This is a genomic window from Pseudoflavonifractor sp. An187, assembly GCF_002160275.1.
Lineage (GTDB): Bacteria > Bacillota > Clostridia > Oscillospirales > Oscillospiraceae > Enterenecus > Enterenecus faecium.
Map to the genome: position 1 here is coordinate 23430 of NZ_NFKG01000019.1, position 23816 is coordinate 47245.

General features: G+C 59.6%; 17 protein-coding genes. 6 read left to right on the forward strand and 11 right to left on the reverse strand.

The genetic code is table 11. From position 1 onward, the window contains the following. Positions 1-407 precede the first annotated feature (407 nt). Positions 408-1769 carry a hypothetical protein gene (locus B5F22_RS08680; RefSeq protein ID WP_087392261.1) on the forward strand — a complete coding sequence of 454 codons (1362 nt, stop codon included), beginning with the start codon at positions 408-410 and terminating at the stop codon, positions 1767-1769. A 52-nt stretch (positions 1770-1821) separates the two neighbouring features. Here B5F22_RS08680 and B5F22_RS08685 read toward each other — a convergent pair whose 3' ends face one another. After that, the gene (locus tag B5F22_RS08685) at positions 1822-2373 is read right to left on the reverse strand and encodes a TetR/AcrR family transcriptional regulator (protein WP_087392262.1); all 552 of its coding nucleotides are present in this window, start codon (positions 2371-2373) and stop codon (positions 1822-1824) included. A 200-nt stretch (positions 2374-2573) separates the two neighbouring features. On the opposite strand from B5F22_RS08685, the gene B5F22_RS08690 reads away from it, so the two are divergent. After that, positions 2574-4856, forward strand: a complete 2283-nt coding sequence (locus tag B5F22_RS08690; protein ID WP_158096667.1) for a YhgE/Pip domain-containing protein — start codon at positions 2574-2576, stop codon at positions 4854-4856. Positions 4857-5583: 727 nt separating this feature from the next. Here B5F22_RS08690 and gap read toward each other — a convergent pair. Further along, positions 5584-6594: a type I glyceraldehyde-3-phosphate dehydrogenase gene (gene gap / locus B5F22_RS08695; protein WP_087233254.1), complete on the reverse strand. Its 1011-nt coding sequence runs from the start codon at positions 6592-6594 to the stop codon at positions 5584-5586. 377 nt (positions 6595-6971) lie between these two features. Here gap and B5F22_RS08700 point away from each other — a divergent pair, with 377 nt between their 5' ends. Then, a complete protein-coding gene (locus tag B5F22_RS08700) occupies positions 6972-7601 on the forward strand; it encodes a hypothetical protein (RefSeq protein WP_087392264.1) in 630 nt (209 codons plus the stop codon). 109 nt (positions 7602-7710) lie between these two features. Continuing rightward, positions 7711-8976 (forward strand): chloride channel protein, encoded by a 1266-nt coding sequence (locus B5F22_RS08705; protein WP_087392265.1) that lies wholly within the window; start codon positions 7711-7713, stop codon positions 8974-8976. 38 nt (positions 8977-9014) lie between these two features. On the opposite strand, the gene obgE is transcribed toward B5F22_RS08705, so the two are convergent. The 9 genes from obgE to B5F22_RS08750 all read right to left on the reverse strand — a co-directional run bounded on the left by obgE (position 9015) and on the right by B5F22_RS08750 (position 17667). Then, a complete protein-coding gene (obgE, locus tag B5F22_RS08710; RefSeq protein WP_087392266.1) occupies positions 9015-10298 on the reverse strand; it encodes a GTPase ObgE in 1284 nt (427 codons plus the stop codon). 335 nt (positions 10299-10633) lie between these two features. Next, a complete protein-coding gene (gene rpmA, locus B5F22_RS08715) occupies positions 10634-10918 on the reverse strand; it encodes a 50S ribosomal protein L27 (RefSeq protein WP_087233266.1) in 285 nt (94 codons plus the stop codon). Positions 10919-10956: 38 nt separating this feature from the next. Next, on the reverse strand, positions 10957-11301 hold the full coding sequence (locus tag B5F22_RS08720) for a ribosomal-processing cysteine protease Prp (protein ID WP_087392267.1): 345 nt from the start codon (positions 11299-11301) through the stop codon (positions 10957-10959). Between the two features lie 15 nt (positions 11302-11316). Beyond that, positions 11317-11628 carry a 50S ribosomal protein L21 gene (rplU, locus tag B5F22_RS08725; RefSeq protein ID WP_087233272.1) on the reverse strand — a complete coding sequence of 104 codons (312 nt, stop codon included), beginning with the start codon at positions 11626-11628 and terminating at the stop codon, positions 11317-11319. Between the two features lie 180 nt (positions 11629-11808). Beyond that, positions 11809-13470 carry a leucine-rich repeat domain-containing protein gene (locus B5F22_RS08730; RefSeq protein ID WP_158096668.1) on the reverse strand — a complete coding sequence of 554 codons (1662 nt, stop codon included), beginning with the start codon at positions 13468-13470 and terminating at the stop codon, positions 11809-11811. A 581-nt stretch (positions 13471-14051) separates the two neighbouring features. Next, a complete protein-coding gene (locus B5F22_RS08735) occupies positions 14052-14477 on the reverse strand; it encodes a hypothetical protein (protein ID WP_087392269.1) in 426 nt (141 codons plus the stop codon). Positions 14478-14747: 270 nt separating this feature from the next. After that, the gene (hemZ, locus tag B5F22_RS08740) at positions 14748-16232 is read right to left on the reverse strand and encodes a coproporphyrinogen dehydrogenase HemZ (protein WP_087392270.1); all 1485 of its coding nucleotides are present in this window, start codon (positions 16230-16232) and stop codon (positions 14748-14750) included. Beyond that, positions 16229-16864 (reverse strand): MBL fold metallo-hydrolase, encoded by a 636-nt coding sequence (locus tag B5F22_RS08745; protein ID WP_087392271.1) that lies wholly within the window; start codon positions 16862-16864, stop codon positions 16229-16231. Before B5F22_RS08745 ends, hemZ begins: the two co-directional genes overlap by 4 nt. Before the next feature lie 110 nt (positions 16865-16974). After that, the gene (locus B5F22_RS08750; RefSeq protein WP_087392272.1) at positions 16975-17667 is read right to left on the reverse strand and encodes an anaerobic ribonucleoside-triphosphate reductase activating protein; all 693 of its coding nucleotides are present in this window, start codon (positions 17665-17667) and stop codon (positions 16975-16977) included. Positions 17668-18384: 717 nt separating this feature from the next. On the opposite strand from B5F22_RS08750, the gene B5F22_RS08755 reads away from it, so the two are divergent. Further along, positions 18385-20451, forward strand: coding sequence for a ribonucleoside triphosphate reductase (locus B5F22_RS08755; RefSeq protein ID WP_242955088.1), 2067 nt, complete (start codon positions 18385-18387; stop codon positions 20449-20451). Between the two features lie 272 nt (positions 20452-20723). Beyond that, on the forward strand, positions 20724-23816 hold a 3093-nt coding region (locus B5F22_RS08760; protein WP_242955089.1), incomplete at its 3' end, for an alpha-L-fucosidase.

A 23816-nucleotide genomic window follows, 5' to 3' on the forward strand; every position in this document is an offset into this window, starting at 1 on the left:
TCCCGGAACAAACGTCCGGTGTCTTGGGTGTGGATATGTGGGTAATATTAGCGGTGGAATTATGTCTGTAGGAAACAATGCCAATGAAAATGAATAGTATATTGATTCGATTTTTCCTTCTAAATCACATCAGTAGTTCTTAACTTGATGACGGGGCAATTTATGACTTGGAAAGTGCGGTGAGCAACACGAAAAAGAAGAACTTTGCCAGTGTATTTCTGGCCCTCTCCTCTGGATGACGGAACGATCACCCAGAGCTTTATCCTTATCAAAGAGGGCGAAATCTGGTTTGTGGGGGGTAGCTACTTCCCAGTCTAATCTGGCCCTGCATCAAGGAAAACACATTGCCTCAGAGAATGGTTCCAATCCAAACGCCTGTGAGCTGCACAAGTAAGGAGGGGTATGAAATGAAGCACACAGCAAACACGTGGAAAAAGCCACTGGGAATTGTGACGGTGTTGGTGGTCCTGGTAGCCGTGGCCGCCGCCGCGTTCTTCCGCTCCAAACCCATGCTGGACCCCGCTGACACCCTCCAGGTGCGCTCCATCAGCGCCGACTACTGGAAGGGCGGGGAGACCTATCGCTGTGACATCTCCCAGGAGAATATTCCCCAGAAATTGAGTAGCGATCTGGTGGCCCTCTTCCAGGGGGTCACCATCCGAAACACCCTCTTCCCTCCCCCTAACACCTACACTGTGGAGCCGGACTCGGTGTACATCAGCATCCAGGTGGGGCTGGCTGAGGGGTCCATGCGGGTAAACCTGAGCACCAATTCCGCCTACACATCCGCCCAATTTGGGGACACCCATTACTCCATTGTGGACGGTCAGGACTTGTACCAGAAGGTGTATGATCGGCTGTCCCCCCTCCTGGTGGCCCATGGCTCCCCTGGGGCCCCAGAGGGAGAGCCCAGTCCCACCCCGAGCCAGCTGCCCCAGACGGTGCCCTGGGAGGTGCCTGAGCAGCAGCCCATGACCTATGAAGAGTATTTTGAGCAGGAGCGGGAGTATGACTTTGAGGACCTGGATTATGCGTGGTTTTACGACCAGTGCGACTTTGAGTATCGAGACGGCGCTCTGTATCTGGTGGACAGCCAAAAAACCGGGGAGGCGCTGTGGAAGGTCTGGGACACGGACAACTTGGAGGTCAAGGCGGTGGACCCGGCGTGGATCTACGGCATCGTAGACGGCAAGACCCTCATCCGCATGGACTACAAAGGGAACCACCAGGAGACCCTCTTTGTGGATGACAGCGGCCTCATTTCCACCATGAACCGGGGCATTTCCAACCCTCTGACTGTGGCGTATACCTATCGCTATGATGGAACGCCTGCGCCCGCCTGCATCCAGAATCCCCTGCCTCTGGCCGACCGCTCGGTGCTGTACTTCTGGGCTGGAGCGGAAGATGGGGACGGGGCGGCCCTGTACCGCCTGTATGTGCACGACGGACACACCGACGTGGTGTACCAGTATACCCAGAAGGAGCTGGAACAGTATCGCTTCCCCGACTGCCCGGAGCTGGAGGGCACCGGGCCCTACTACCGTATTTCTGTGCCGAACCCAGTGTCCAATGTGGAGGTGGGCTGGACTGTGGGGAACCCGGAGTTTTTCCACCGCTTTGACGCAGAGATGCAAAATGAGTATACAAAGGTGACCGATACAGAACTTTTATATGAGAAACCCATGGAATACGGCCTTCCCAAGTCGTTTTCCTGCACGAAAAACATGTTGACGGGAGAATTCCAGCAAGTGGAACCCCGGTCCTACTAAAACCCATGAACCCCCAGGAACTCGCCATTTGGCGGGCTCCTGGGGGTCTTTTTTATCGGTGGGTCACCCCGGCGATGAGGTCGTCGGTGCGCCGGGCCATGTCCTGGGGGGACTCGGGGCAGCCCCGGGACAGCCAGTCCTTGATGAGGCCCATGCCCCCCGCCACGCAGAAGGTGTAGCGATAGGCCACATCCGGCTGGGTGCGCTGCAAGGGGGTGAGAATGTACTGGGAGAGCATCTCCTCAATGTGGTGGAGAAAGCCAATGTCCCCCCGGGGGCCCAGCAGAGCGGCGCAGATGTCCCGGTTGGCAAAGAGGATGGAGAACACATCCTCCAAAAAGGCCAGGGTGTCCCCCTGGAACTGCCCGGTGAGGGTCTGCTCCATGGCGTGGCCGATCTGGTCATACAGCTCCTGCTCCACACACTCCAGCATGTGGGGGATGTCCCGGTAGTGGAGATAGAAGGTGGAGCGGTTGATGTCCACCAAATCCACCAGTTCCGTCACCGTCACCTCGTTGACGCTCTTCTCCCCCATCAGCTGGGCCAACCCCTGGCGCAGCTGGGCCCGGGTGCGCCGCACCCGTCGGTCTGGTTTCCGCTCCATCCCAAGCCCCTCCTGTCTTGTAAATCTTTTTTGAACAATGGACATTCTGTCGTCACTCTGTCTAGTAATCCACAGAATGCCGACCAATTGTCGGTTGTGTTGTCTCATCCCCTCCAGTATAATGCCTCTTGTAAAAAATCACAATACCGAGATGTATAGTAGACACTATGTCTACAAAACCTGGAAGGAAGGGTTTGACGTTGAAACGACAAGAATGGAAGCGTTTGCTGCACAATCCGCTGCTGTTGGTGGTGATGGTGGCCATTATCGCCATTCCCACCATCTACACCACCCTGTTTTTGGGCTCCATGTGGGACCCCTACGGGAATGTGGAGCATTTGCCGGTGGCGGTGGTAAATCTGGACCAGCCGGTGACGGTGGAGGGGGAGACCTACCACATCGGGCAGTCCCTGGTGGACAACCTGAAGGAGGACGCCTCCCTGGACTTCCACTTCATGGGCCAGGAGGAGGCCCAGGAGGGGCTGGCGGACGGCACCTACTACATGGTCATCACCATCCCGGAGGACTTCTCCCAGCGGGCCGCCTCCATCACCGAGGCCCACCCCCAGACCATGGAGCTGAAGTACGAGACCAACCCCGGCACCAACTACATCGCCTCCAAGCTCAGTGAGAGCGCCATGAAGGAGATGGAGCTGGGGGTGCGGGAGGAAGTGACCCGTACCTACGCCACCACCATGCTGGAGCAGATCGGCGTGGTGGGAGACGGCATGACCCAGGCCACTGACGGCAGCGGCGAGCTGAAAGACGGGGCAAACACCCTCACCCAGGGAGCCCAGTCCCTCACCGACTATCTGGGGCAGCTGGCAGGGAGCTCCCTCACCTTCGTGGACGGCTCCCAGCGGCTGAGCCAGGGCCTGGGCGAGTATCTGGCGGGGGTAACCCAGGTGGCAGAGGGCAGCGGAGCCCTCAACGACGGCGCCAAGCAGCTGGAGGACGGGCTGGGCCAGCTCCAACAGGCCACCCAGCCCCTCACCCAGGGCGTGGAGCAGCTGCAAGCAGGAGCCCAGAATTTGGCCCAGGGAGCCGGTCAGGCGGCGTCCAGCAGCGGTACCCTATCCCAGGGTGCCGCCCAGGTGGATGAGAGCCTGGGGGCCCTCCTGGCGGGCCTCCAGACCCTGCAAAGCCAGACCGCCGATCTGCCCCAGAACGCCCAGGCCCTGGCCCAAGGAGCCAAGCAGTTGGAGCAGGGCCTACAGGGGCTGTCTCTGGCCATCCAGAGCGGCCAAGTGAGTGGGGAGCAGCTGCAAGCCCTGGTGGGCCAGCTGCAACAGGGGGCGGACCAGCTGTCCCAGGGGCTGGGCCAGCTCAATCAGCAGGCCCCTGCCCTCACCCAGGGCATTGCTCAGGCCGCCCAGGGGGCCGGACAGCTGAAAGACCAGGGCACCACTCCCCTGCGCTCCGGCGCTGCCCAGCTGCAACAGGGCCTCGACACTCTGGCCCAGGGCAGTGAGACGCTGTCCCAGGGCGTGACCCAGATGCAGGGCCAGCTTCCCGCCCTCACCCAGGGGGTGGACAAGCTGTACCAGGGCGCCGCCCAGCTCCACCAGGGCACCCAGAGTCTGGTGGACGGCGCTGGCCAGCTCATGGACAACAAGGCCCAGCTGACGGAGGGCATGGACGCCCTCACCCAGGGCTCGGTGCAGATTCAGGACGCCGCCGGGCAGCTGCACCAGGGGGCTCAGACCCTCACCGACGGGGCAAAGGCTCTGGAGGACGGAGCGGCCACCCTCCAGGACAAGCTGGCCGAGGGCGCTCAGGAGATTGCCGACACCAACACGGGAGACGAGGTGGCGGACATGATGGCCGCCCCGGTGGACACCCAGGAGAGCCAGCTCACCCAGGTGCCCAACAACGGCCACGGCATGGCCCCCTACATGATGTCGGTGGCCCTGTGGGTGGGCTGCATCGCCTTTAGCCTGATGTATCCCCTGACCCAGTACAGCGGCGAGCTGAAAAGCGGCTTTGCCTGGTGGCGGAGCAAGGCCTCGGTGCTGTACACCGTGGCCATTGCGGAGGCCCTGGTGATGCTGGGCAGCCTCCACCTGTTCAACGGATTCCAGCCCGTGGACTGGGGCCGCACGGTGCTGGTGGCCCTGGTGGCCGCCCTCACCTTCATGTCGGTGATGTACTTCTTCACCTGCCTGATGGGCAAGGTGGGCAGCTTCCTGATGCTCATCTTCATGGTACTCCAGCTGGCGGGCTCGGTGGGTACCTATCCCCTGGAACTGTCCGGCTCCTTCGTCCCCGCCCTCAACGGCTGGGTACCCTTCACCTACACCGTGCGGGCCTTCCGCAGCGCCATTGCCGGAGGCCAGGACATCACGGGTTGCCTGGTGTATCTGGGGGTGTGGTTTGTGGTGTTCACCGCCCTGACGCTGGTGGTGTTCCACGTGCGCACCCGCCGCATCCGCCGGGGGCAGCCCACCCTCATGGTGTGGCTGGAAGAGCACAGCCTGGCCTAATTTCATCAAAGGAAAGCCCCGAGACTACGGTCTTGGGGCTTTTTAGTGTGTATGGTATGGCGTGCTGTCCCTATCCGGAAGCTGGTTCAGGCTTGCCAGCCTGGTGGGGACGCTCCGCTGGGCCCGATTTCTCCCCGATGAGAAATCGGGGAAAGAATCGCCAAAGGCGGGGCCTTCCCCCGCCCTGTGGAATCCACCCCGCGGTACTGGATAGAGTGTGCGCCTTCCTCTTTTCAGCCCTTACTCTGGTGGGGTCACATAGATGGCTTGTCCGTCTACGGGTTGCACCTACTTCTCTGCTGGTGCATCCTTCTACCGCCAGAGCCTTGCCCTGGTGAGCCGCTGTTCCCAGCGATCGGTGGCCAGGCTTCCGGCGGCGGGAACGTCGCACACCGGGGTGAGGCCCTAGGAACAGAGGCACCGTCTTACAGAGAAGGGGCGCTTTCCATAGACTTGCCAGGCTATCTATGTGACCCCACCGGGGCCAGGGCCGACGGTGGGATTGACGCAGGTCCAGCCTCGTACCCCAGGGGGGTACTTAGGGGGGAACGCCCTAAGCGGGTTTTGGTTTCTTTTGACCGGGCAAAAGAAACCCCTAGCGGGAAGCGTCCCCACCAGGCTGGCAAGCCTGAACCAAGCCGGTGAGAAGGTCAATCTTCCCCCTTTTGGAACCAAAAAAGCGCAAAAAAAGGGCTCTGCCGAAGCAGAGCCCTTTGAAATGGTTTTCTTACTTGTGGTCCACGGAGTACATGTGCTTGATGAGCTCCAGAACCTTGTTGGAGTAACCCATCTCGTTGTCGTACCAGGACACGACCTTCACGAAGGTGTCGGTCAGAGCGATACCAGCCTTGGCATCGAAGATGGAGGTGCGGGAATCGCCCAGGAAGTCGCTGGACACCACGTCCTCGTCGGTGTAGCCCAGAACGCCCTTCAGCTCGCCCTCGGAAGCCTTCTTCATGGCGTCGCAGATCTCAGCGTAGGTGGCGGGCTTCTCCAGGTTGACAGTCAGGTCGACCACGGACACGTCCAGGGTGGGAACACGCATGGACATACCGGTCAGCTTGCCGTTCAGAGCGGGGATGACCTTGCCCACGGCCTTAGCAGCGCCAGTGGAGGAGGGGATGATGTTGCCGGTAGCAGCACGGCCGCCGCGCCAATCCTTCAGAGAGGGACCGTCAACGGTCTTCTGGGTAGCGGTGACAGAGTGCACGGTGGTCATCAGGCCGTCCTTGATGCCGAAGTTGTCGTTCAGCACCTTAGCGATGGGGGCCAGGCAGTTGGTGGTGCAGGAAGCGTTGGACACGAAGGTCATGTCGGAGGTGTAAGCGTCCAGGTTGACGCCGCACACGAACATGGGGGTGTCGTCCTTGGAAGGAGCGGACATGATGACCTTCTTGGCGCCGGCGTCGATGTGAGCCTGAGCCTTCTCCTTGGTCAGGAACAGGCCGGTGGACTCCACAACGTACTCAGCCTCCAGCTTGCCCCAGGGAATGTCAGCGGGGTTACGCTCGGCGAAGACAGGGATCTCCTTGCCGTTGACAACGATGCCGGTCTCGGTGGCGGAAACCTCGCCCTCGAAGTGGCCGTGCATGGTGTCGTACTTCAGCATATAGGCCAGGTAATCAGCGGGACACAGATCGTTGATACCCACGATCTCGATCTCGGGATGATTGATGCTGGCGCGGAAAACCATTCGGCCGATACGGCCAAAACCGTTAATACCTACTTTAATGCTCATTGGTATCACTCCTTATAAAATTGGATGATCGCGTTTGCGCAAGGCTATTATACATCACATTCCAGCCAAATGGAAGGGGGTTGTGAAAAATTTTTCAAAGTTTCTTTGCCCCAGGCAGCACAGGAACCCTCTGGCTGCAAAAAGCCGGAAAAATCCTCCATATGGCAGAAACTCGGGCCAAAAGAGAGCGGTTGAACCGGCAGCAACCGCGAAAATCCGGGGCAAAACCGCCAAATTCTCCAGACAAATCACGTCAAATAATCCAAAAAATTTGTAACATCCTGGGCCCTGCTTGAAAGATATGCACACGTATGATATGATGGAAGCAAAAAGCGCAGCTATGCGCCCAAGAGAGACGAGGAAAGGAGTTATGAACCATGAAACACAGATGGATGGCATTGCCTCTGGCCTTAGGACTGACTCTGACCCTGGCCGCCTGCGGCGGCAACGACCCCAAGGAGGACCTGGTGGGCGCCTGGTCCGGCCAGGTGGATGTGATGGACCAGGTGGTGGAGGGAATGCGGGTGACCGCCCCCGAGATCGCCGACGAGCTGGAGCTAGAGAACTTCTACATTCCCCTGGAGATGGAGTTCCGGGATGACAACACCTACACCATGACGGTGGACCAGGAGAAGCTGGACGAGAGCATGGATGCGCTGATCCAGAAGACGGTGGACGCCACCCTGGTCTATCTGGAGCAGGAGCTCAAAGACCAGGGGATCACCAACATGACGGTGGATGAGGCCCTGGCCCAGTCCGGCATGGACCGGGAGAGCTTCACACAGCTGATGCGGGACAGCCTGAGCCAGCTGAGCTCCTCCGTAGTCCAGCAGATTCAGACGGAGGGCCAGTACCGGCTGGAGGGGAATCAGATGTACACCTCCGATGACAAGGACACGGAGCCGGGCAGCGATGGGGCCACCCCCTACACTTTGGACGGCGACAAGTTAAATATGGATTTCAGCAACGTCAGTCTGGGTGAAGTGACCTTCACCCGTGGCGGCTGAACCCACATACCCCGGGCGGGGGGAGCTGCGGCTTCCCCCGCCCTTGACAGTCTTTGGGGGGTAGAATATAATCCAAAGTGTCAATGAAACACAAAAAGGGCGGGAGGATATGAGAGAAAAAGCGAGGGATTTCTGGGGCAGGGTCAGCCCCACGGCGGGGGCCTGGGTCCACTGGACCGTGTTGGCGGCCCTCACGGGCGTGGTATGCGGGGCGGCGGGATCCGCCTTTTCTCATGCCATCACTCTGGTGACCGCATGGCGGGGGCAGCACCCCTGGCTGCTGTGGTGTATGCCCCTGGCGGGCCTGGCCATTGTGTGGCTGTACCAGGTCTGTGGCATGGCAAATGACAGCGGCACCAACCAGATCATCGCCAGCGTGCGCTCCGGCCAGCGGCCACCCCTGCGCCTGGCCCCACTCATTTTCATCGGCTCGGTGCTCACCCACCTCACCGGCGGCAGTGCGGGCCGGGAGGGAGCGGCCCTGCAAATTGGCGGCAGTCTGGCCTGCCAGGTGGGCCAGCGGGTGCACCTGGGGGAACGCCAGATGAATGTGGAGGTCATGTGCGGCATGAGCGGCCTGTTTGCCGCCCTGTTTGGCACCCCACTCACCGCCACGGTGTTTGCCATGGAGGTGGTGAGCGTGGGCATCGTCCACTACTCCGCCTTGTTCCCCTGTCTGCTCACCGCCCTGGTGTCCACGGGGGTCACCGTCCTGCTGGGGGTGGAAGGGGAGCACTACACCCTGGACGCCATTCCCACCCTGGGCGCGGCGTCTCTGGCCCAGATCGGGGTACTGGGGGTGGGGTGCGCCCTGCTGGCCATGACCTTCTGCGTGGTGGTGCACCAGACCGGGCACTGGTACGCCCACACCTTCCCCAATCCCTATCTGAGGGCCGTGGTGGGCGGCGTGCTGGTGGTGGCCATCAGCCTGCTGGAGGGCAGCGGCGACTACAACGGGGCAGGGGGACACATCATCGCCCTGGCGGTGGATGAGGGCACCGTGCACGTGCCCTGGGCCTTTGCCTTGAAACTGCTGCTCACCGCCCTCACCCTGGGGGCGGGCTACCGGGGCGGCGAAATCGTGCCCACCTTCTTTGTGGGGGCCACCTTCGGCTGTGCCGTGGCCCCGCTGCTGGGGGTAGACCCGGGCTTTGGGGCGGCGGTGTGTATGATCGCCCTCTTTTGCGGGGTGGTCAACTGCCCCCTGGCCAGCATTTTTTTGAGTGTGGAGCTGTTCGGCAGTGAGGGGCTTCTGTTCTTTGCCCTGGCCTGTGCCCTCAGCTACCTGCTCAGCGGCAAGTTCTCGTTGTACTCCAGCCAGAAAATTGTCTATTCCAAGCTGGAACCCCGGTTTATTGACGAAAATGCGCACTAAAAAACACCCTGGAAGCCATCGCTTCCAGGGTGTTTTTCTCACTTCTGATACTCGAATTCCAGGTTGTACAGGCACACCAGGTCGCCGTCGGTGACGCCCTTGGCCTCCATCTGGTCGAAGACGCCCGCTTCCCGCAGCCGCTTGTCGAACCAGTTGCGGCTCTCGTAGTCGGAGAAGTTGACGTTGGCCATGAGCTGGCGCAGCCAGGGCCCGTCCACCAGCCAGGTGCCGTCGTCGTCCCGGGTGATCTCCAGGGGGGCGGAGGTGTCCACCTCGGGGGGACGCTCCACAAAGGTGGGCTCGAACACCAGGATGGGGGGGAGGTGGGCCAGCTCGTCGGCGGCAGCGTACATCAGCTCTTTGGTGCCCTGGTGGGTGGCCGCCGACATCTCAAAGAGACGGCAGCCCTTGGCCTCCACGTGGGCCCGCAGCCGCTCCAGCAGCTCGGGGTCCTCCATCACGTCCACCTTGTTGGCGGCCACCAGCATTTTGCGGGAAGCCAGCTCGGGGGACCACTGCTCCAGCTCGGTGCAGATGGTGTCGAAGTCCTCCACCGGGTCCCGGCCCTCGCTGCCAGACACGTCCACCACGTGGATCAGGAGGCGGCAGCGGTCAATGTGGCGCAAAAAGTCGTGGCCCAGGCCAGCACCCTCGGCGGCGCCCTCAATGATGCCGGGGATGTCGGCCAGCACGAAGGAGCGGCCCTCCTCCATGGGCACCACGCCCAGGTTGGGGAAGAGGGTGGTGAAGTGGTAGTTGGCGATCTTGGGCTGGGCACGGGTGACCACGCTCAAGAGGGTGGACTTGCCCACGTTGGGGAAGCCCACCAAGCCCACATCGGCCAGCAGCTTCAGCTCCAGGATGACGTCCCGCTCCTGCCCGGGCAGGCCGGCCTTGGCAAACCGGGGCACCTGGCGGGTGGGGGTGGCAAAGTGCTGGTTGCCCCAGCCGCCCTTGCCGCCACGTGCCAGCACAAAGGGCTTGTCATCAGACATGTCGCAGATGATTTCCTTGGTCTCAGCGTCCCGCACCACGGTGCCACGAGGCACCTTGATGACCAGGTCCGCCCCGTCCTTGCCGGTGCAGCGCTTGCCGCTGCCGTTCATGCCGGTTTCGGCCACATACTTGCGCTTGTAGCGGAAGTCCATGAGGGTGGACATGTGGGGGTCCACGGTGAGGACGATGTTGCCGCCCCGTCCGCCGTCACCGCCGTCGGGACCGCCAGCGGCCACGTATTTCTCCCGGTGGAAGGAGACGGCGCCGCCGCCGCCCGCCCCGGCCCGCACCAGGATTCGGGCGGTATCAATGAATTGATTGGCCATGGTAGGCACCTCCATTTCGAAAAAAGTGAATAACGAATAATGAATAATGAAGAAGTATGGTGTGCCTGCGGCACAGATTTCGATTGAGCGCCCAGGTCAAAAAGCCCTCGGCAGAGTTTCCCCGCCTTCAGGCGGGGAAATAAATTAAAATCACGTCTTTTCCCAGGACATGCGCATGGGAAAAGACACTTCTGGAGCCCGCCAGTGTGGAATTGGGTCGTCCTTTGACCCAATTATGCATGCAGCGGGCTGCAAACCCTCGATGGAAATGCTGGCATTTCCATCGACTAAAAAACGTCCCGGACAAGAGCTATGTCCGGGACGTTTTAACAGCATTACTGAGCGATCTCGTACACGGAGACCTTCTTGCGGTCCTTGCCCATGCGCTCGAACTTCACCTTGCCGTCCACCAGGGCGAACAGGGTGTCGTCGGAGCCCTTACCCACGTTGGTGCCGGGGTGGATGTGGCTGCCGCGCTGACGAACCAGAATGTTGCCGGCCAGAACAAACTGACCGTCGGCACGCTTCACGCCCAGGCGCTTGGACTCGGAGTCACGGCCGTTCTTGGTGGAGCCGCCGCCCTTCTTGTGAGCGAAGAGCTGGATGTTGATCTTCAGCATAAGTCGTTACCGTCCTTTCTAAAGGCTGATTGAGGACCTCAGTCCTCGTCATCATCGTCCAGCAGAACGATGAGATTGTCGGGGTATTCCTGGCTCAGAGCCTGGAGATAGACCATCAAGCCAACCATCAGATTCTGGCTGGTGTGCTCATTTCCCTGGCTCAGGCCAGCAGGAAGCCGCAGAGACAGGTGGGCTTCCTCCTCCTTGACCTTTACCGGCGCCCCCAGACCCAGCACCTCATTCAAAGTGCACTCCAGAAGGCCCACGGTAGAGGAGATGGCGGCACAGACGATGTCGGACCCGGCATCGGCGTAGCCGCTGTGTCCATCCACCACAACGCCGTCCATGCGGCCATTGCTTGCGTGGAATGTGACGGTGGTCATATGGCGCCTCCTAAATCAGGCGTTGACCTTGGTGATCTCCACCTTGGTGTAGGGCTGACGATGGCCCTGACGACGGCGGTAGTTCTTCTTGGGCTTGTACTTGAAGACCAGCACCTTCTTGCCCTTGCCGTTCTTCACCACGTTGGCGGTGACGGAGGCACCCTCCACAACGGGAGCGCCGAAGGTAGCGCTGTCGCCGTTCAGGACAGCCAGAACCTTGTCGAAGGTGATGGAGCTACCGGCCTCGGCATCCAGCTTCTCGATGTAGAGGACGTCGCCCTCGGTCACCTTGTACTGCTTGCCGCCGGTCTCGATGATTGCGTGCATACTTTGCACCTGCCTTTCCTTTATTACGGGCTCGCTGTCGGGGGAGGAAGCGTGTGCTTCACTTATGTCCCATTCAAAGCGGCTTTGACATTATATCAACGCCTGGGGGCGTTGTCAATGGTTTCCTGAAAAAAAATCGGGACGCAGCGGCTACTGCGTCCCGATGGGATGATCAGAAAATTATCTGACATTTCGCTTCCAGGCGATCAGGGCAGGAAGCAGGACCGAACACATAGCCAGGGCCGAAATCCACAGCAGCACAGAGGAGGTATCTCCAGTCTGAGGGGGCTGACTGGGGGCAGGCGTGGCGGAGGGAGCAGGATTGGGGGTAGCAGAGGGAGCGGGGGAAGCGGTGGGCAGAGGCTCCGCAGCCAACTGATAGCCGCACACGGTGCACTTCTGGTACTTCTCTCCGGCCTGGGTATCCGTGACCCACTGGAACGTATGGGCAGCGGCATCTGCTTTTTCTCCACAGAACTCACAGCTATGGAAATGACTGGTGTCATCCCACTGCCATGCCTGGCTGTAACTGTGGGACAGCTTGGCCACATCGGCCAGGGTCATAGTCTGGGTCACAGCCCAATCCTGGTCAAACCTAGCGGTATAGGTCGTCTCACCAGCCTGTGTGCACGTGGGCTCCTTGGTCTGCTGCTGGCCAATCACAGCAGTGGCCTGTTCCACATGGGCAGCATTGTCTTCGCACACCCGGGAGGCCGTGCAGGAACTGCCATCCTCCGCCCAGGTATAGGTGGTGGCAGACCAGGTGTGCTGATGATCGGCGTACACATTGATGAACAGCTTACACACCTTAAATTTCCCATTGGATGCGGGCAGCTGATAGTTCACATAGAAGCTCACATCTCCACTCACATGTTCCAGGGTAATCTCGTTTGTCGCCTCGTCATAAGAAATGGTGTAACCAGAGTCATCCGGCTGTCCAAGCACATGGGCAGGCAAAGCCTCTGCGAAGGAAATGGGCTCACCATTGGGCTGCACATAGGGATTTTCAATGGTAAGGGTGCCATTGCCGAGTTCTATGCGGTCAGAGGGATCTCCCACTTGGAATTGGGAGACAAAGGGGAAGCTTTCCGTTCCCTCTTCATGGCGGATGCTACCATTCCCCAGCTGGGGCAACGCAGAAATAAAGCTGAAATCAGTGACATGGTTTCCACTAAAGCCCAACGTCTTCAGATCCTGAAACTTTTTCAGGCTGTCCATGTCGGTAATCTCGTTGCCGTAGAGACCAAGCGTGGTAAGGTTGGCGGACATAGTATCCACAAAGTCCACACTGGTCAGATCATTGACGTTCAGGACAAGAGTTTTCAGCTGAGACAGGGGCGCAAACATTACCTCAGCATCGGCATCCGTAACTCCACAATAAGGCATATATAGGGACTTCAGCGCTGTTAGGCTGGCAACTGCGTTTCGATAGTCCTCACGGTTTTCCTCTGTAATTTTCACCTTCTCCAGGTTTAAATCGGTCAGAGCGGTATATCCACACAGTGCAGAAATGCTGGAAATTTCAGGGCTGTCACCCAAATCCAGTTTGGTCAGCCCAGGGAAGGCTACATGATCCAAAGCAGAAATATCCGCCAAATTGGAGTTCAGAGACAAATCGAGCACGGACAGGGAAGGACAGGTATTGGAAGTCAAGCCTTGGAGAGAGGTCATATTCGGGTTTTCTCCCACAGACAAGGAAGTCAGATTGTGCTTCTCTCCCAAAAAGGTCAAATCTTCCACATTTTCATTTTCCGTTACCGTCAGAGACGTCAAATTCTCCAGCGCAGCAATATCCTCCAAACCGGTTATATCCCCGGATACTGCCAGCCGTTTCAGATTCACTGCAGCAGAAATGCCTTTGATGCTGCTGATCGACTCTTCCGTCCACCGAGTATCGATGGAGGTGAAACTGGCCATTTCTTCTTGGGTAATGGGTGTGTCACTGGGTCTGCTTTCGTCCAGTTCACTGTTCAGGTAGGCCAAAAAAGCAGGGTCAGAAATGTCCACTGTATCGTTGGCGGGAGCAGCTATGGCCTGGTTCCACGCTGTTGCAGGAAACAGCGCAATGAGCAGAACCAAAGCAATGGTCAGAGCAAGGTACCTCTTTGTTTTCATAATCTTTCCCATAAAGCCCCTAAAAAGGAGTCCTATGGTCTCTCCTTTCCTCAAAGTGATGCGGTAAGGTTGTTACCACACATTATACTTCTACAGGAAAATGATGTCAATACATTACAGGTAACCTCCCTTTTTAAGGAAAGTAGTGATATCAAGGAAAATTGAAATATTCCGTCATTTTAACTAAATATCACCTGTAGACATATTGGAAAGGGCAGCCACTTTCTGACATAAAAACAGCTGCCCTAGTTGATGATATTCAATTATTTAATTTGGTGGTCAATCACCCAATAAATGGGAAGTTGCTGTTAGCCTATTCCCATGCTAAAACTTTCGGGATATTGTCCCATTACCTGCTCAAAAAATTCTATATCCGCATCGGCTATTATATCTATTACCATCTCTGTCCCGTAATGCTCGCTCCAGATATCGCATAAATTATTTGCCACATGAATTGTAAAATATTTTGTCATTTTGTTATACATGCTTCTATCGGTAGGTTCTTCTGTCAGCAATTTTTCAAGCATCTCTTTTGTTACCATTCCCTTAATGGATACTTCATATTTATCATCAATGGCAGTACCATATAAAGAAGCTTCCCGAATCTCGGCAGTTTCTTCTCTCCAACAGCGAATTTCAAATGTATCTCCGACTCTTATAAAATGTTCCATTATCTTTTTCCACCATTGTGATGAAATAGAATTATCTATCATTTGAACACCAAATTGCCTCATAAAATGCCCCCTCCACTTCCGATGTCGCTCTGGCAATATAATTTTGAGAAAATTATACCATGGAGCTACAAACAAAGCCATGTCATTTCGGCATGCCAGTATGGCTTTTTTTGATAGACCGTAATATTATGTTCCCGCCATAAAATTTTTTCATTTTAACTTATCATATCTATATGCTACCTACAAGGCCAGCGCCTTAGCCATCCGTGTTTCGTGAAACCGACGGAGTTTAAGCCATCACTACTTATCTTGAAAAGGGACCAGGTAACCTCAACCATTCAAATGAAGTTGAAACTCCGCCGCCTGGGCCTTATGCTGGCAAATCCGCTCCCAGCTCTCCAAATACTCCTTGGGGTACTTGGGGTTGGACAAACGGTCAATCTTCCCCGTGGCGGGGTTGACCAGCTTGGTGATGCCGCCCGCGCCCAGGGAGAGCACCGACTGCAACTCCTCCATCATGATGATGTTGTAGGCGCACTCGGCCCCAGGTTTTGCCCAGCCCACATTTTCAAAAGAGCCGGACATGTACTTCTGCCGGTACAGGTAGTAGGGCACATATCCCGCTCCCCGCAGGGTGTTCTCGGCATAGGCCAGCATGTCCGCCACTTCCTGGGGGGTGCACAGCTTGCCCTGCTCCTCCATGAGCTTGGCCCCCTTTTTCAGGGCCAGGGTGTGGACGGTGATGTTGGCGGGGTCCATGGCCACCACCTGCTCCAGGGTGCGGGCAAAGCCCTCCACGGTGTCGGTGGGCAGGCCTGCAATCAAATCCATATTTACCATGCCGCCGTAGGCGTCCTTGGCCAATGCCATGGCATCCACGATCTGGGCGGCGGTGTGGGCCCGGCCCATCTCGATGAGCACCGAGTCCTCCATGGTCTGGGGGTTGATGGAGATGCGGTGGATGTGGTGGGCCTTCAAGACCTCCAACTTTTCCCGGGTAATGGTATCGGGGCGGCCCGCCTCCACTGTGAACTCCACGCACCCCTCCAGAGGTAAGTGCTGCTCCATGTGAGTGAGCACCCGGTCCATCTGCGCAGCAGACAGGGTGGTGGGGGTGCCGCCTCCCATGTAGGCGGTCTTGACGGTGACGCCGTGGGCTCTGAGCTGCGCCCCGGCCTCCTCAATCTCCCGGCACAGAGCGTCCACGTAGGGCTCCACCAGGGCCAGCGCCCCCTTCACATCGGCGGAGATGAAGGAGCAGTAAGCGCACCGAGTGGGGCAGAAGGGAATACCCACGTAGAGGGAGAGCTGCTTAGGCTCCAGGCTGCGGATGACAGACAGGGCAGCGTGGGCACAGTCCATGGCCAGGTCCGCCCGGGAGGGGCTGACCCGGTAGAGGCTTGTGAGGGTGTCCCGGGCCTGCTGGGGGGTGTCTCCCGCTACCATCTGGCGGGTGGGCAGCTTCACCGGGCGCACCCCGGTAAGGGCTCCCCAGGGGGGCTCTTGGCCCAGGGCGGCCACTCCGGCGTCGTAGAAGGCCAGGCGAACAATGCGCTGGCGCACCCGGTCGTCCTCCAGCCCGCCGGTGAGGTTGGTCTCCGGCTCGCTGCGCTCAGCCTCGTACACACCTCCGTCCCACCACAGCTTGGCATGGGCCACCACGGCATGCCCCCGGGTGAACAGTTCCACCTGGGCCATGGACTGGTCCCAGGTGGGTGGTGTGTCGGGATATTCGGGTTTTTGGCCGGGGAACAGGGTCATCATCATCTGTTCCACGGCGTACTGGTACTGGTGGCCCACCAAATACAGCTTCATCCCCGTCTCATGGCCTCCAGCATGCAGAAGTTGGTGGTGCGCTCCCGCTCCAGGGTCGAGGAGCCCTCATGGCCGGGGAACACCCGCCAGTCCCCGGGCAGCTGGGCCAGGCGCTTGAGAGAATGGAGCAGCTGAGTCTCGCTGCCACCCTCCAAATCGGTGCGGCCCATGGAGCCCTCAAAGAGGGTGTCTCCGGTGAACAGGGCGTCTTCCACCTGGAGCACCACGCCGCCGGGGGTGTGGCCGGGGGTGTGGAGCACGTGGACGGTGAGGCCGCCTACGGGCACGGTGTCCCCCTCCTGGTAGGGCAGCACGTTCCCAAAGGAGCTGACGCTGGGGAAGGTGGTACCGAACAGGGAAGTGGTGGTCTCGTCGGGGTTCACATCCGCCGGGTGGCAGTATACGGGCAGGTTGGGCCACTGAGAACGCAGGCCGGGAATGCCCAGGATGTGGTCAAAGTGGCTGTGGGTGAGGAGGATGGCCACGGGATTCAGGCCACGGCCCTGGATGAAAGCGGCCACCTGCTCCCCGTCGTCGCCGGGGTCCACCACGGCGCAGTCCAGGGTGTTCTCGTCCCAGAAGATATAACAGTTGGTTTGAATCATGCCCAATTGCATGCGTTTGATTTCCATATTGTCACCTCGAACAGTTCCCCCGCCTGGGGCGGGAGAAGGTCATAAATTGTCGGTAACATCATACCTTGTTTGATACAAAATGTAAAGATGGAACCGTTCGACCCCCTTCAACGCACTTCGACGTGGGAGACATAGGGGCGCATTTGGGCGGCAAAGCCCTCCATGGTCTCCCCATCCCAGGCGGAGAGGCCCGGGCGCAGCACCGTGTCCCGGTGGGTGAAGGTCTGGAGGTAATACCGCTTGGCCCCGGCAATCCAGGGCCCAATCTCTGCAAAGGACTGGGCATCGTGGAACTGGCGCACCACGGTGGTACGAAATTCGTAGTCCACCCGGCCCTCCAGCAGCCAGGAAACGCTCTCCCGGATGGGGGAGAGGTCCAGCCCCTCCACGCCCACGGTCTCGGCGTACCGGGCGGGGCTATTTTTGATGTCCATGGCCACGTAGTCCACCAGGCCAGACTTCCACAATTCCACAAGCCGCTGTGGAAAACTCCCGTTGGTGTCCACCTTCACCAGATAGCCCAGGCCCTTGACCAGCTCCAGCAGCTGGGGCAGCTGGGGATTCAACAGGGGCTCGCCGCCGCTGACGCACACCCCGTCCAGCAGCCCCTGCCGCCGTTGGAGAAAGTCCCGGAATTTCTCCAACGCCAGGGGTGGAGCGGACTGCTCCCTCTCCAGCTCCACCAGGGTGGCGTTGTGGCAGAAGGGGCAGCGGAAGTTGCAGCCCTTCAAAAATACGGTGCACCCCACCTTGTTGGGAAAGTCCAGCAGGGTCATGGGCTGAAATCCATCGATGGTCATGGCAATTCCCCCTTTTTTGTTCTCCCATTCATGGTAGACGGGTGGAGCCGGGTTGTCAAGGGTGACGCTCCCCGCTGGGGGTTCCTTTTGTGCGGGCAAAAGGAACCAAAACCCGCTTAGGGCGTTCCCCCCTAAGGACCTCCCTGGGGTACGAGGCTGTAAATATGTCAAGCCTATGTTCGGCCCGTTACCCTTGCTGTGGCTCCTGCCACTGCCACCACACCAGGCCACTATGGCAGCTGGCCCTATGGCTGGGCGGTTTCCACCTCCGGGCCTTCCCTGGAGAAGCGGCGTTCCCGCCGCCGTCAGCCAGGCCACCGATCGCTGGGAACAGCGGCTCACCAGGGTGAGGCCCTGGGAGTAGAAGTAGCATTTTTCAGAGAAGCAGGTGCATTCTGTAGAAAGACAGTCTATCTATGTGACCCCACCGGACCAGGGCCGAGAAGAGAAAGACGCATCAGGCAGCCCCGTACCGGCGGGGTGGATTCCACAAGGCGGGGGAAGGCCCCGCCTTTGGCGATTCTTTCCCCCATTTCTCATCGGCGAGAAATGGGGCCCAGCGGAGCGTCCCTGGCAGGGACACGCTTGAATACACAATATCTTGTGTCCAAAATATAACACAGCAATATATGTTGATTTTCGTCAGGGGGCGTGCTATCATGAAAGAGCACCGCCCGCGGGGCGGCAACCGCAAACACACAGAGAGGAGCGTGGCCTATGTACCAAGTGACCAAGCGGGACGGCTCCACCGTTCCCTTTCAATTAAGCAAGATCATCGCCGCCATGACGAAGGCCTTTGAGGCCCAGGGGCAGCAGGCCCACCCGGAGGTGGTGGAGCTGCTGGCGCTGCGGGTGACGGCAGATTTTCAGCCCAAGATTCAAAACGACCTCATCGCCGTGGAGGACATCCAGGACAGCGTGGAAGTGGTGCTCATCCAGGCGGGGTATGACCAGGTGGCCAAGGCCTACATTCTCTACCGCAAGCAGCGGGAAAACGTGCGCCACGCCTCGTCCACCCTCCTCAACTACAAGGAGCTGGTGGACAACTATCTGCGCATCAACGACTGGCGGGTGAAGGAGAACTCCACCGTCACCTACTCGGTGGGGGGCCTCATTCTGTCCAACTCCGGGGCCATCACCGCCAACTACTGGCTCAGCGAAATCTACGACCAGGAGGTGGCCCAGGCCCACCGGGACGGGGACCTGCACCTCCACGACCTGTCCATGCTCACCGGGTACTGCGCCGGGTGGTCCCTGAAACAGCTCATCTACCAGGGGCTGGGGGGCGTGCCGGGGAAGATCACCTCGTCCCCCGCCCGTCACCTGTCCACCCTGTGCAATCAGATGGTGAACTTCCTGGGCATCATGCAAAACGAGTGGGCTGGAGCCCAGGCCTTCTCCTCCTTCGACACCTATCTGGCCCCCTTTGTCCGGGTGGACCATCTGAGCCAGCACGAGGTAAAACAGTGCATCCAGTCCTTTGTCTACGGGGTGAACACCCCCAGCCGCTGGGGCACCCAGGCCCCCTTTACCAACATCACCCTGGACTGGACGGTGCCCCCCGATCTGGCGGGACAGCCCGCCATTGTGGGCGGGAAGTTCATGGACTTCACCTATGGGGACTGCAAAAAGGAGATGGACATGGTCAACCGGGCCTTTTTGGAGATCATGATTGAGGGGGACGCCAATGGCCGGGGCTTCCAGTACCCCATTCCCACCTACTCCATCACCCGGGACTTCGACTGGTCGGAGACGGAGAACAACAAGCTGCTCTTTGAGATGACCGCCAAGTACGGCACCCCCTATTTCTCCAACTACATCAACTCGGACATGGAGCCCTCCGATGTGCGCTCCATGTGCTGCCGCCTGCGGCTGGACCTGCGGGAGCTGCGCAAGAAGTCCGGGGGCTACTTCGGCTCCGGCGAGTCCACGGGCAGCGTGGGGGTGGTGACCATCAACCTGCCCCGCATCGCCTACCTCTCCAAGGACCCGGAGGAGTTCTATCAGCGGCTGGACCACCTCATGGACCTGGCCGCCCGGTCCCTGCACACCAAGCGCACCGTCATCACCCAGCTGATGGAAAACGGCCTGTATCCCTACACCCGCCACTATCTGGGCACCTTCCGCAACCATTTCTCCACCATCGGCCTGGTGGGGATGAACGAGGTGGGCCTCAACGCCCCCTGGCTGCACCACGACCTCACCCACCCGGACACCCAGGCCTTCGCCGTGGAGGTGCTCACCCACATGCGGGAGCGCCTGTCCGACTACCAGGAGCAGTATGGGGACCTCTTTAACCTGGAGGCCACCCCGGCAGAGTCCACCACCTACCGCTTTGCCAAGCACGACAAGGAGAAATACCCCCTCATCCGCACCGCCAACGACCACGGCACCCCCTACTACACCAACTCCTCCCATCTGCCCGTGGGGTGCACCGACGACCTGTTCGCCGCCCTGGACGTGCAGGACCAGCTCCAGGTGCTCTACACCTCCGGCACGGTGTTCCACGCCTTCCTGGGGGAGAAACTGCCCAGCTGGCAGTCTGCCGCCGCCCTGGTGCGCAAAATCGCCGAGCACTACAAGCTGCCCTACTACACCATTTCCCCCACCTACTCGGTGTGCGCCGACCACGGATACCTGCCCGGGGAGCAGTTCACCTGCCCCCACTGCGGCAAGCCCGCCGAGGTGTACAGCCGCATCACCGGATACTACCGCCCGGTGCAGAACTGGAACGACGGCAAGACCCAGGAGTTCCACGACCGACAAGTCTATCAAGTGGGATAAAATAGCGCCCCGGTCTACCTTATAAACAGGTAGGCCGGGGCGTTGTGCAAGATGCAAAAATATTTGTCCGCCGTGGAACCAGCGGGAATCCCTGTTTCTGGAAGAAATATTATCTAATTTTTACAAAAAATTATACTTAAATCTGCCGAACCTCACAAATTTGGGATTTCGCACAAGAACATGTACCGATGGCAAGTGGGGTATGGTATGATATAAATGAAAAACGGCGCGTGTCCCACAACGTGCCGCACGTATGAAAGGAAGGAATGTACATGAAAGGAAAACGTCCTGCTAAGCGCGGTTTGGCTCTGGCTTTGGCGGGGACCATGCTGGCCTCTACTGTGGTAGGCACCAGCTTCCCGACGGCTTGGGCCGCAGAGCCCACCTACATCGGGGATGCGTCTCTCACCGACAACGCCACCCCAGCCCCCACCCCGGACACCGTTTTGCCCAACGCCAATCAGTATTGGTATCAGAAGGCAGAGCTGTCCGCATTCTGCCACTTTGGCCCCAACACCTTCAACGAGATCGAGTGGGGCGAGCACTACGGGGACAAGACCCCCGATGAGATCTTCAAGCTGGAGACCGACTTCGACGCTGACACCATGGTCAAGACTCTGAAGGACGCCGGCTTCCAGATGCTCATCGTCACCGCCAAGCACCACGACGGCTTCTGTATCTGGAACAGTGCCTACACCGAGTACGATGTGGCCAACACCAGCTACAAAAACGGCCAGGGCGACATTCTGGCTGAGCTGTCCGAGGCCTGCACCAAGTACGACATGAACATGGGCCTGTATCTGTCTCCCTGGGATATCCACGACGACAGCTACGGCTACTACGACGCCAACGGCAACCCCACCAGCAAGGAAAACGACGTGCTGGACTACAACGAGTACTACAACAACCAGCTCCAGGAGATCCTGGGCAACGACAAGTACGGCAACGACGGCCACTTCGTCGAGGTGTGGATGGACGGCGCCAAGGGCTCCGGCGCCAACGCTCAGGAGTACGACTTCCAGAAGTGGTTTAACACCATTCAGAGCAACGAGGGCAAGAAGGCCGGCTATGAGGCCGACTGTATGCTCTTCGGCGCTGAGGCCTACACCACCGTGCGCTGGATCGGCAACGAGAACGGCTACGCCGCCGACGACACCTGGTCCAAGTCCATGGTGAACTACGACAACAACACCATCAACAGCGGCTCTCAGGGCGGCTACACCGTGGGCCTGGAAAACGGCAACCAGTGGACCGTGCCTGAGTGTGACGCCCGCATCACTTCCGGCTGGTTCTGGGGCACCACCAAGAACACCCCCAAGACCATTGCCGCCCTGGGCGAGATGTACTTCCGCTCCGTGGGCCACAACGGCACCTTCCTGCTCAACGTGCCCCCCAACAACCAGGGCACCGTGGACCAGGCCATTCTGGACCGTGTGACCGAGTTCGGCCAGAACGTCCAGGAGACCTTTAAGAAGAACCTGGCCACCTCCGTGCAGGCCACCAACGTCCGTGGCAATGACGTGGCCTACAAGCCCGGCAACACCATCGACGGCAACGACGCCACCTACTGGACCACCGAGGACGGCACCAACGAGGGCACCCTGCTCATCGACCTGGGCGGCGTGAAGAGCTTCGACGTGGTGAGCGTGGAAGAGGCCATCCAGAACGGCCAGCGCATCAACTCCTACAAAGTGGAGTATCGCGATGCCAGCGGCGAGTGGCACGAGATGCAGTCCGGCCAGACCATCGGCGCCAAGCGTCTGGTGCGCACCGGCGCAGTCCGGGGCGACCAGGTGCGGATCACCGTGTCCACCCCCGACGGCAAGGTGCCCATGATCAGCGAGGTGGGCGTGTACAAGGCCAGCGAGGGCTTTGAGCTCTCCGGCGCTGCCCCCGATGGCATGGACGTCATCGACATCAAGAATGGGGCCTTCCAGTTCTCCAGCGGCTGGACCGACGAGACTGGCTCCCAGTTCATCGGCGGCACCAACAAGTGGGCCAACGCCGGTGCTACCTTCACCGTCAACTTCACCGGCTCCAAGATCTACCTGCTGGGTACCAAGGACCCCAACCACGGCAAGGCTGACATCTACATCGACGGCGAGAAGGTGTCCACCATCGACACCAACGCCTCCGCCCGTGCCCTGGGTCAGTACATCTTCGTCTCCGAGGACCTGGCCGACGGCGAGCACACCCTGGAGCTGCGGGTCACCTCCAAGGCCATCGGCATCGAGGCCGCCTACACCATCAACAACGGCGGCAAGGGCATGATCGGCATCGAGGAGAGCCGCTACACCATGAACGAGGACCAGCGCATGGACGTCAAGCTGGTCCGCGTGGGCGGCACCAGCGACGAGCCGGTCACCGTGCGCCTGTCCCCCAACCCCGGCTCCGCCATTCAGGATGACTTCAACACCGAGCTGAACACCGAGGTCACCTTCCAGCCCGGTGAGACCGAGAAAACCGCTCCGGTGGAGACCCGCCGCAACACCAACATCACCGGCGACCGGGAGTTCACCATCGAGCTGTCCTCCGCCGACAAGGACGTCATCCTGGGCTTCAACCCTGTGGCCACCGTCACCATCAAGGATATGGACTCCGCCTCTCGCGAGCAGCTGGAGGCCCTGGTGAATGAGGCCGAGGGCAAGCTGGGCGAGTGGTACTCCTCCGGCTGGGACGCCTACGCCCAGGCCGTGGCTCAGGGCAAGGAGCTGCTGGCTGCCACCGATGCCGACCAGGAGGCTATGGCCCAGGCTGTGGCCGCCATCCAGGCCGCCAAGAGCGCTCTGGTGGAGCGTGAGCAGTACTCCGCTGACGACCCCGTGCCCTTCCCCTGGCAGCCCAACTCCACCTACACCGTGGAAGCTGAGTTCGCCATTCTCAAGAACACCGGCGAGGGCGAGACTTGGCCCCTCCAGGTCTCTGAGGCCAGCTGGGCCAGCCACGGCAAGTTCGTCAACTGCCTGAACCAGAACGACACCATCTCCTTCCCCTATGTGGCCGACCGCACCGGCACCTACACCGTCACCGCCACCTACCGCAGCGGCGACACCAACAACTCCCTGGCTTGGAGCGAGGCGGACGGTAAGATCACCTCCGGCACCGTCTCCGCTGGCGCCGGGGACAGCGCCACCGCCACCCACACCGTCACCTTTGACATCGAGGTCACCGAGGCTGGCGCTGGCACCCTGGTGTTCACCGGCCCCGCCAAGAAGTCTCCCCAGCTGGACAAGCTGGTCATCACCCCCAAGAACATCGACTACCAGACCTGCAACGTCACCGTGACCGCCAATGAGGGCGGCACCGTGTCTCCCGCTGGCACCACCGCTGTCACCGAGGGCGAGTCCTTCACCCTCACCATCACC